We start from the raw sequence: 9,703 nt of genomic DNA, 5'->3' as shown, positions 1-9,703 counted from the left end.
CGCGAGGTGCCGTGATCGTCAGCGGGTATGGCCCATGTCGCGGGCGGGAGCGCCCCGTACCGCTCGGGGCTGCCACCCTGGCGCTCTCGCGAGGTGCCGCGGACGGCAGCGGGTATGGCCCATGTCGCGGGCGGGAGCGCCCCGCGCCGGTCAGGGCTGCCATCCCGGTGCTCGCGAGGTGCCGTGATCGTCAGCGGGTATGGCCCATGTCGCGGGCGGGAGCGCCCCGTACCGCTCGGGGCTGCCACCCTGGCGCTCTCGCGAGGTGCCACGAACGCCAGTGGATATGGCCCGCGTCGCGGGCGGCAGCGCCCCGCGCCGGTCAGGGCTGCCACCCCAGCGCTCGCGAGATGCCGCGCGCCGCCATCCGTACCGCCGGGCCCAGCACCGGGACCTGGGCGTCCGCGTGGGGCACCACGATCGACACGGCGGCGGTCACCGTGCCGTCCGCGCCGCGGACCGGCGCGGCCACGGACAGCGCGTCCTGCGTGACCTGGCGGTCGCTCACCGCCACCCCCGACCTGCGCACCTCGGCGAGCGCCCGCCGCAGCCGCTCCGGTTCGGTGATCGTGTACGGGGTGAAGGACGCGAGGTCGCCCGCGCAGTACTCCTTCTGGAACACCGGGTCGCCGTGGGCCAGCAGCGCGAGGCCGACCCCGGTGGCGTGCAGCGGCCAGCGGGCTCCGACACGGATGTGCACGCCGACGGCCGACCGGCCCGACAGCCACTCGATGTACACGACGTCCCGGCCGTCCCGGACGGCCAGCTGCACGTTCTCGTGCGTCGCCTCGTACAGGTCCTCCAGATACGGCAGCGCGACCTGCCGCAGGGCGAGTCCGCGCGGGGCCAGTGCGGCGAGCTCCCACAGCCGCAGCCCCACGTGGTAGACACCGGACTCGTCCCGCTCCAGGGCACCCCAGTCGGTGAGCGCGCCCACCAAGCGGTGCGCGGTGGTCAGGCTCAGCCCGGCCCGCCGGCTGATGTCCGTCAGGCACAGCCCGGGATGCTCGTGGTCGAAGGCCGCGAGCACGGACAGCAGTCGGTCGGGCGCGGTGGGGGCGGTCATGGCCGGGCGTCTCCCGGGTGGGCGAGGTCGTAGGGACGGGGGTAGACGGTCGGCCGGTACGGAAGGTAGCGGGGCTCGGCCGCCGGGTCCGCCGCCTTCGCACGGGAGTTGAGGGCGCCGGGCGAGGTGTCCCAGCGGCCGGTGTCCAGGCGCTTCTCCACGGTGTGCAGAGCGGCCAGGGTCTCGCCCGTGGTGAAGGCGCAGTGGCCCGGGGCGTCGACGTACGCCTGGCGGAGGAGCCCGGCGGAGCCCGCCGCCGTGGCGGCCCGCCGGTAGGCCCTCTCCGACTGCACCGGTATCAGGGCGTCACCGGTGGTGTGGATGTTCAGCTGGGGGTCGGTGAGCCGGCCGGAGAGCACACTGGTGCCGCGCATCCACCGCACCGCCGAAGGGTCGGCGGAGATCCTGGGGGCCCGGGCCAGGGCCGAGAGGTCGGTGCGCAAGGACAGTCCCGCCTCCTTGTAGAGCTCCGTCACCTCTTTGTACAGCGGGGACCGCACGAGCATCGAGCGATAGTCGACACCGGTGTTCCAGGACGGGTTGCCGCCCGCCCGGCTCTCGGCCTCCTGCCGCCAGCCGAAGGCGGGCAGCCGGAGAAGTCCCCGGACGGCGGAGTACTGGTTGGACTGCGCGGTCTTCCAGTCGGTGGGACCGGGCTCGGGCTGCGAGGCGTCGTTGTGGCCGGGGATGTTGTGCAGGGCCGCGGCGAGGGCGATCCGGGCCCGGCCCCCGGGGGTCTGCTGGGCCGCGTCGACCTTCGAGCTGAGCGCCTTGCCGGCGGCGACCGCCTCGGTCTGGTCCGCGAACCCCGCGAGCCGGATGCCGGAGTCCGGGGCGAGCAGCGTGCGCAGCGCGAACACCGGGTCCAGGGTGCTGTTCCAGTTGGCGACGCCGCCCTGCACCAACCCGCACATCGACAGCGATCCGTCGAAGCGGCCGGGGTGACGCTCGGCGAGCATGCTGGTGACGAAGCCGCCGTAGGAGGTGCCCCAGGCGAGCGTCCGCCGCGCCGGGCCGAACTTCTCCGTGAACAGGTCCAGCGTGGCGAGCTGGTCGGGCACCGCCTCGGTGATCGCCCAGCCGTTCGTCGCGTACGAGGAGCCGATCAGGGCGTAGCCCTCGGCCAGCAGCTTGTCGCGGGCGGCCGGTCCGGGCGTGTTCTGGGCCGGGTTGGGGGCCCCGGCCGGGGTGTAGCCGTGGCTGTACAGCAGCACCGTGCCGTTCCATGCCGCGGGTACGTCCATCACGTACGCGGCGCCGGAAGGGAGCTCGCCCTCCAGGTGGGCGCCGGTGGCGTCGGCGGCCTGCGCGGGCAGCGCGCTCGCCACGGACAGGCAGGCGGTCAGGAGGACGAGGCGGATCCTCAACGTGGGGTTCCTTCCAGGGCGGGGGCCGCGGCGGGGGTGTCCAGGGCGTCCGTGTGGGTCTCGCGCAGCCGCCACACGGTGACCGCGGTGATCGCCGCGCCCGCGCAGAGCAGCAGTGACACGGGAGTGCTGCCGCCGCCGAAGGAGGCCAGGAGGCTGCCGGCGATCAGCGGGGAGAATCCGGCGCCGATCAGGGTCGCCCCCTGGTAGCCGAGGGAGGCGCCGGTGTAGCGGACGCGGGTGCCGAACATCTCGGTGAGCAGGGCGCCCAGCGGCCCGTACATCGTGGACTGGGCGACGCCGTGGCCGAGCACCAGGGCGAGGATCAGCAGGCCGGGGGAGCCGGAGTCGACCAGGGCCAGCACCGGGAAGGAGAGCGCCGCCGAGGCGACGGCACCGGCGAGGACGACGGGCCGGCGCCCCACCCGGTCCGACAGCGCGGAGGCGGCGGGCAGGACGGCGAGGGCCACGCAGGAGGCGGCGGTGACCGCGGTCAGCACCTGCGGGCGGGTGTAGCCCTCGTCCACGGCGTAGGAGATCATGAAGCTCGTCAGCAGGGACTGCGCGGTGAACGCGCCGATGCCGACACAGGCGGCCAGCAGCACCGGCTTCGGGCGGCGCAGCACCTCCACGATCGGAGGCCGGTCCACCGGCTCTCTCCTGGCCTGGGCGAACAGCGGGCTCTCCGCCACCTTCAGCCGCACGAACAGGCCCACGCCCAGCAGCACGATGCTCAGCAGGAACGGCACCCGCCAGCCCCAGGAGCGGAACTCCTCGTCCGGCAGGGCGGCGACGAGGGTGACCACACCGGCCGACAGCACCGAACCGAGCGGCGCGCCGAGCTGGGTGAAGCTGGACCACAGGCCGCGCCGGGACCCCTGCGCGTGCTCGGCGTGCTCGACGACCATCAGCATCGCGCCGCCCCACTCGCCGCCGATCGCGATGCCCTGCACCACGCGCAGGGTGACCAGCAGCACCGGCGCCCAGACGCCGATCGTGTCGTACGTCGGCAGGAGGCCGATGAGGAAGCTCGCGGACCCCATCAGGACCATGGTCAGCAGCATCATCGACTTGCGGCCCAGCCGGTCGCCGAAGTGCCCGAAGAGGATGCCGCCGAGCGGCCGGGCGAGATAGCCCGCGGCGAAGGTGCCGAACGCCGCGACGGTGCCGACCGCCGGGTCGGCCCGCGGGAAGAACAGCTCGCCGAAGACGAGCGCGGCGAGGGTGCCGTAGACGAGGAAGTCGTAGAACTCGACGGTCGTGCCGAGCAGGCCGGACAGGGCGACGCGGCGCAACTGGCGGGATTCGGGGGTGGGCTGGGCGGTTGACGGGGATGGCTGCACGGTGGGCTCCCTGGGGACGGGGCGCGGTTGGTGCGTGAAGTTATGCATCCATCGTGCAGCCGTCAATCATTTGCACAACATCAGTTCAGGCCGTCCTCCGCGATCCGCAGCAGCAGGGCGTGCAAGGCCTCCCGCTCGGCCGGATCCAGCGGGTCCAGCAGTTCGCCGGTCACCCGCAGGCCGGCTTCGTCGGTGTCGCGGAGGAAGCCGCGGCCGCTGTCGGTCAGGGCGACGATCCGGCTGCGGCGGTCGTCGGGGGAGGGGCGGCGTTCGGCGAAGCCCAGCTTCTCCAGGTCGTCGACGAGGCCGACGATGGCACTCGGGTCGTACCCGAGCCGTGCGCTCAGCTCCCGCTGCAGGGCGCCGTCGGTGGTGGCGAGGAAGCGCAGCACCGCGTAGTGGCGCAGGCGCAGGCCCGACTCCTGGAGGCAGGCGTTGAACAGCTGCCCCGAGCGCAGACCCAGGCGGTACAGCAGGTAGCCCGTGTCGGCGTGCAGTCCGCGCATCCACGGCTCGTGGGCGTCGATGGGCTCGGCGGAGAGGTTCTGGCGTGTGATGGCGGACTCCCTGTGCTCGGTGCTGCGTCCTGGTGATTCCAGCATCCCGTACCCAAAGGTCTCCAACAACTATTGACGTCAACAATTATTGCTCTTAGCTTCGACTTCGCAGTCGACCCCGTGCGAAGGGACCCACCCGTGCCCAGCATCGATCTCTCCGGCAAGGCCGCCGTCGTCACCGGCAGCGGCCGGGGCCTCGGCCTCGCCTACGCCCACGCCCTGGCCGCCCACGGCGCGTCCGTGGTGGTCAACGACGTCGACGAGGCGGTGGCCGAGGCGGCCGTGAAGTCCATCGCGGAAGCGGGCGGCAAGGCCGTCGCCGAAGTCGTGCCCGTCGGCACCTCCGAGGCCGCCGAGCGGCTGGTGAACCGCGCGGTCGAGGAGTTCGGCAGGCTGGACGTACTCGTCACCAACGCGGGCATCCTGCGTGACAAGGTCCTGTGGAAGATGACCGACGAGGACTTCGACGCGGTCCTCACCACCCACCTCAAGGGCACCTTCACCTGCGCCCGCGCCGCCGCCGTGCGGATGCGCGAGCAGGGCGAGGGCGGCTCGCTGATCCTGGTCGGCTCCCCGGCCGGACAGCGCGGCAACTTCGGCCAGACGAACTACGCCGCCGCCAAGGCCGGCATCGCGGCGATGGCCCGCACCTGGTCGATGGAGCTGGGCCGCGCGGGCATCACGGTCAACGCCATCGTGCCGGTCGCCGCCACCGCGATGACCGAGACCATCCCGGCCTTCGCCCCCTACATCGAGGCCATGAAGAACGGCGAGCCGCTGCCGGACTTCCTGCGCAGGGGCGAGGGCTTCGGCACCCCCGAGGACTGCGCGGCCCTGGTTCCCTTCCTGGCGTCGGAGGCCGCCCGGGGCGTCACCGGCCAGTGCGTCGGCATCGGCGGTGACAAGGTGGCACTCTGGTCGCATCCGCAGGAGATCAGGGCGGCCTACGCCGACGGCGGCTGGACCCCGGACACGCTGGCCGGCGCCTGGCCCACCTCGGTCGGTGCCGAACTCCAGTCGGTCGGCATCCCGGCGCCGAAGTTCCCGGAGGCGTGATGGACCCCGTGATGGACCTGGAGTCACTGGTCGCGATCGACGTCCACACCCACGCCGAGGTGTCCTCCAAGGGCCACTCCTCCCTGGACGACGACCTGCACGACGCCTCCTCGGCCTACTTCAAGGTCGAGGGCAAGCGGAAACCGACCCTGGAGGAGACCGCCGCGTACTACCGCGAGCGGAACATGGCCGCGGTGATCTTCACCGTCGACGCCGAGTCCGCCACCGGCACCCCGCCCGTCCCCAACGAGGAGGTCGCCGAGGCGGCCGCCGCCAACGCCGACGTCCTCATCCCCTTCGCCTCCGTCGACCCCTTCCGGGGCCGGGCGGGCGTCAAGCGGGCCCGCCGCCTGGTCGAGGAGTACGGGGTGAAGGGCTTCAAGTTCCACCCCAGCATCCAGGGCTTCTTCCCCAACGACCGCTCGGTGGCGTACGACCTGTACGAGGTGATCGAGGAGACGGGCACGATCGCCCTCTTCCACACCGGCCAGACGGGCATCGGCGCCGGAGTCCCCGGCGGGGGCGGGATCAGGCTGAAGTACTCCAACCCGCTCCACGTGGACGACGTCGCCGCCGACTTCCCGCATCTGAAGATCATCCTGGCGCACCCGTCCTTCCCCTGGCAGGACGAGGCCCTGGCCGTCGCCACGCACAAGCCGGGCGTGCACATCGACCTGTCCGGCTGGTCGCCGAAGTACTTCCCGCCGCAGCTCGTGCAGTACGCCAACACCCTGCTCAAGGACAAGGTCCTCTTCGGCTCCGACTTCCCCGTCCTCACCCCCGACCGGTGGCTCGCCGACTTCGGCAAGCTGACGATCAAGGACGAGGTGCGGCCGAAGATCCTCAAGGAGAACGCGGCCCGCCTGCTCGGGCTGACGAAACCGTAAGGGGCGTGACATGCGCAACGAGGGACTGGGGTCATGGCCCGCACGCCGGGCCCGCAAGACCCCGCACCGCACCGCCCTGATCCACGAGGGGTCCACCACCGACTACGGCACGCTCCACGCCCGCACCACCCGACTGGCGCACGCCCTGCGCGCCCGGGGCGTGCGCCGCGGCGACCGCATCGCCTACCTCGGCCCGAACCACCCCTCCTACCTGGAGACCCTGTTCGCGGCCGGCACCCTCGGCGCGGTCTTCGTCCCGCTCAACATCCGCCTCGCCGGACCCGAGATCGCCTACCAGCTCGCCGACTCCGGAGCCCGGGCCCTCGTCTACGGCCCGTCCTGCGCCGGTCTGGTCGCGGGCCTGCCCGGCAGCACGGACGTCCGCGTCTACCTGGAGGTCGGCGGCGAGTACGAGGCGGCCGTCGCCGAGGCGTTCGGGGAGCCGATCGACGAACCGGTCGGCGCCGACGACACCTGCATCATCATGTACACCTCGGGCACGACCGGCCGCCCCAAAGGCGCCATGCTCACCCACGGCAACCTGACCTGGAACGCGATCAACGTCCTCATCGACCATGACCTGGTCGCCGACGAACGGGCCCTGGTCTCCGCCCCGCTGTTCCACACCGCCGGCCTGAACATGCTGACGCTGCCCGTTCTGCTGAAGGGCGGCACCTGCGTCCTGGTCGACGCCTTCGACCCGGACGCCACCTTCGACCTCGTCGAACGACACCGGATCACCTTCATGTTCGGCGTGCCCACGATGTTCGACCGGGTGGCGCGCCACCCGCGCTGGCCGGACGCGGACCTGTCCTCGCTCCGCATCCTCACCTGCGGCGGCTCTCCGGTGCCCACCCCGCTGATCGCGGCGTACCAGGAGCGCGGCCTGACCTTCCTCCAGGGCTACGGCATGACCGAGGCCGCTCCCGGCACGCTCTTCCTCGACGCCGAACACGCCCTCGCCAAGGCGGGCTCGGCGGGCGTGCCGCACTTCTTCAGCGACGTCCGCGTCGTCCGGCCCGACCTGACCCCGGTCGACGCCGGCGAGGTGGGAGAGATCGTGGTGCGCGGCCCGCACGTCATGCCCGGCTACTGGGGGCTGCCCGAGGAGACGGCCGCGTCCTTCGCGGACGGCTGGTTCCGCAGCGGGGACGCCGCCCAGGTCGACGAGGACGGCTACGTCCACATCGTCGACCGCATCAAGGACATGATCATCTCGGGTGGGGAGAACGTCTACCCCGCCGAGATCGAGGACCGGCTCCTCGCCCACCCGGACATCGTCGAGTGCGCGGTGATCGGCGTGCCCGACGACAAGTGGGGTGAGGTGCCGCGCGCGGTCGTCGTGCCCCGCGAGGGCGCCTCCCTCGACCCCGACGAGGTGCTCGCCTCCCTCGCCGGCCACCTCGCCAAGTACAAGATCCCCAAGTCGGTGGTCCTCGCGGACGAACTTCCGCGCACCGCCTCCGGAAAACTCCTCAAGTCCCGTGTCCGTACCCGGTACGGCAAGCAGTAAGGAACCGCATGAGCCTCACCGTCAACGGCCTCGACGAACTCAAGAAGCTCGCCGGCGGCGACCTCGGCACCAGCGAGTGGATCGAGGTCACGCAGGAGCGCATCGACACCTTCGCCGACGCCACGGGCGACCACCAGTGGATCCACGTGGACCCCGAGCGTGCCAAGGAGGGCCCCTTCGGCGCGCCCATCGCGCACGGCTACCTCACGCTCTCCCTCTTCATCCCCCTGTTCACCGAGCTGCTGGACGTCCAGGGCGTGACGACGAAGGTCAACTACGGCCTCAACAAGGTGCGTTTCCCGGCTCCCGTGAAGGCCGGCTCCCGCATACGGCTGGTGGCCCGGCTCGCCGAGGTCGAGGACGTGCCGGGCGGTGCGCAGATCACCGTCGAGGGCACCATCGAGATCGAGGGCGGCGGCAAGCCTGCCGCCGTGCTGCAGAGCCTGTCGCGGTTCTACGCCTGAGGCCGCACGGGCACCAGGTCCAGCAGGCGTTCCGAGGCGTCGCGGGCGAGCGGTGAGAGCCGTTCGTGCACGGTCCGGAACGTCTTCTCTGCCTGCTCCGCCGGCCAGTCGTCCGGCAGATGCCCGACGGGCAGCCGCGGGTCGCGCCGGACGATCCGGAGCCACTCCGTCTGCAGGCGCAGACGCAGCACGAGGGCGTCGTCGGCGTCCGGCAGGCCGTCCTCCCAGGCCCGCCAGCGCCGCACGAATCCCTCGTAGCGCCCGGCCAGGTCGGACAGCTCCCAGGTCTCCTCGATCATCTGGCCGATGTCCGTGCCGGTGTCCGCGTGCGCCCGGAAGACCTTGACGTGCGCGGACAGACCGAGCTCGGCCACCAGGGCCGACACGTCGGCCTCGCCGGGGGCGATCCACAAACCGTTGAAGAGCGGGCCGAAGCCGCTCCAGGTGAGCTGGGAGCGCAGGTCGTGGCGCTGGCGCTGCCAGGACTCCGGCAGGGAGAAGCCGAGCAGGGTCCAGGTGCCGTCCCACTGCCGGTTGACGGCCCCCGTCCGCCAGATGCGCCGCTCGCCGTCGCGCAGCACCGCCTCCGAGCGTTCGGTCAGCCCGAAGTACATACGGCGGCCTTCGCGCTGGCGGCGCAGCAGGTCACGGCCCGCCATGCGGCTCAGCGTGGAGCGGGTGGCCTGCTCGCCGATCCCGGCACGGGCGAACACGTCGATGACGCTGCCCGAGTACACGCACACGTCACGGCCGAGCACCTGGTCGCCCAGGAACGTCAGCATCAGGGACTGGGGCCGCAGCGGCTCTTCACCGGTCACGCGGCCCACCGTACCTCCGCTCGATCAGTCCGTGACCTGCTGGTACACGGGGGTCACGCACCCTGGACGTCGACGAACACGGGGTTCGGGCAGCACCATGTGTCCGCCCACGGGTCACCGTCCCCGGGCGGGTGCGGCACCGGACCGTGCGGGTCGACCGAGGCGCCGAGGTAGCCGGGGCCGCTCCGGTCGCCGTCGCTGCCGCGCAGCCGGACGTAGAAGGACTCCTCGCCCGCGGTCAGCGGGATGCGCAGGGTGCAGGTGCCCTCGCGGCCCGAGACGTCCTGCGTCCGGACGACCCGGGTGTCCGGGGCTTTCCAGGTGTCGCGGTCGGCGACCGGGCCGCGCACCGTGCCGCGGACGACGTCCACGTGCGCCAGGGCGGGCAGTACGCCCCGCGGGTCGGGCCGGGAGGCGGTCGTCACCGTGACGTTCAGGGTGAGCTTCTCGCCCTTGCGCACCGCAGCCGGCCGCCGAGTGTGCCGCCCCGGCCCCCCATGCCCCGGCCCCAGATCTCCTCGCCGGGGGCGGGCGGCTTGCCCGGGCCCGTGAGCACGAGGTCGTAGAAGAGCGGTCCGGTCAGCAGCACATCCGGCCGGTCATCGTCCACGGATGTGTGCTCTCGCTCACGG

Annotated in this window: 9 protein-coding genes and 2 pseudogenes; 4 read left to right on the top strand and 7 right to left on the bottom strand. The window is 72.3% G+C overall.

The window, feature by feature from the left end:
• Positions 1-322: 322 nt before the first annotated feature.
• From ABTX62_RS30630 to ABTX62_RS30615, 4 genes are all read right to left on the bottom strand, one after another.
• Entirely contained in the window at positions 323-1,066 is a 744-nt protein-coding gene (locus ABTX62_RS30630) for an IclR family transcriptional regulator (protein ID WP_352119214.1), read from the bottom strand.
• Positions 1,063-2,433, bottom strand: a complete 1,371-nt coding sequence (locus ABTX62_RS30625; RefSeq protein WP_352119213.1) for an alpha/beta hydrolase family protein — start codon at positions 2,431-2,433, stop codon at positions 1,063-1,065. The genes ABTX62_RS30630 and ABTX62_RS30625 overlap by 4 nt, the downstream gene beginning before the upstream one ends.
• Positions 2,430-3,776 carry an MFS transporter gene (locus ABTX62_RS30620; RefSeq protein ID WP_352119212.1) on the bottom strand — a complete coding sequence of 449 codons (1,347 nt, stop codon included), beginning with the start codon at positions 3,774-3,776 and terminating at the stop codon, positions 2,430-2,432. Before ABTX62_RS30620 ends, ABTX62_RS30625 begins: the two co-directional genes overlap by 4 nt.
• Positions 3,777-3,856: 80 nt before the next feature.
• Positions 3,857-4,282: a MarR family winged helix-turn-helix transcriptional regulator gene (locus ABTX62_RS30615; RefSeq protein ID WP_352119226.1), complete on the bottom strand. Its 426-nt coding sequence runs from the start codon at positions 4,280-4,282 to the stop codon at positions 3,857-3,859.
• A gap of 189 nt (positions 4,283-4,471) precedes the next feature.
• On the opposite strand from ABTX62_RS30615, the gene ABTX62_RS30610 reads away from it, so the two are divergent.
• From ABTX62_RS30610 to ABTX62_RS30595, 4 genes are read left to right on the top strand one after another with little or no spacing between them, the layout of a single operon-like run.
• Positions 4,472-5,389, top strand: a complete 918-nt coding sequence (locus tag ABTX62_RS30610; protein WP_352119211.1) for an SDR family NAD(P)-dependent oxidoreductase — start codon at positions 4,472-4,474, stop codon at positions 5,387-5,389.
• An 11-nt stretch (positions 5,390-5,400) separates the two neighbouring features.
• Complete coding sequence (locus ABTX62_RS30605) at positions 5,401-6,276, top strand: amidohydrolase family protein (RefSeq protein WP_352119225.1); 876 nt, start codon at positions 5,401-5,403, stop codon at positions 6,274-6,276.
• A 10-nt stretch (positions 6,277-6,286) separates the two neighbouring features.
• Positions 6,287-7,789 (top strand): acyl-CoA synthetase, encoded by a 1,503-nt coding sequence (locus tag ABTX62_RS30600; protein ID WP_352119210.1) that lies wholly within the window; start codon positions 6,287-6,289, stop codon positions 7,787-7,789.
• 8 nt (positions 7,790-7,797) lie between these two features.
• A complete protein-coding gene (locus ABTX62_RS30595; protein ID WP_283974417.1) occupies positions 7,798-8,253 on the top strand; it encodes a MaoC family dehydratase in 456 nt (151 codons plus the stop codon).
• Here the strand turns inward: ABTX62_RS30595 and ABTX62_RS30590 are convergent.
• The 3 genes and pseudogenes from ABTX62_RS30590 to ABTX62_RS30580 all read right to left on the bottom strand — a co-directional run.
• Positions 8,244-9,071 carry a PaaX family transcriptional regulator gene (locus tag ABTX62_RS30590; RefSeq protein WP_352119209.1) on the bottom strand — a complete coding sequence of 276 codons (828 nt, stop codon included), beginning with the start codon at positions 9,069-9,071 and terminating at the stop codon, positions 8,244-8,246. The two genes, ABTX62_RS30595 and ABTX62_RS30590, sit on opposite strands and share 10 nt — an antisense overlap.
• Positions 9,072-9,124: 53 nt before the next feature.
• A pseudogene (locus tag ABTX62_RS30585) lies at positions 9,125-9,564 on the bottom strand (histidinol-phosphatase); the annotation flags it as partial.
• Positions 9,553-9,681: pseudogene (locus ABTX62_RS30580) on the bottom strand (carbohydrate kinase family protein); the annotation flags it as partial. The pseudogenes ABTX62_RS30585 and ABTX62_RS30580, both read right to left, overlap by 12 nt.
• Between the last annotated feature and the right edge of the window lie 22 nt (positions 9,682-9,703).

Origin of the sequence: Streptomyces sp. NPDC096046 (assembly GCF_040303285.1) — a bacterium.
GTDB lineage: Bacteria > Actinomycetota > Actinomycetes > Streptomycetales > Streptomycetaceae > Streptomyces.
The sequence above is the reverse complement of the archived record's forward strand: the minus strand, read 5'-3'. Positions and strand labels throughout refer to the sequence as shown.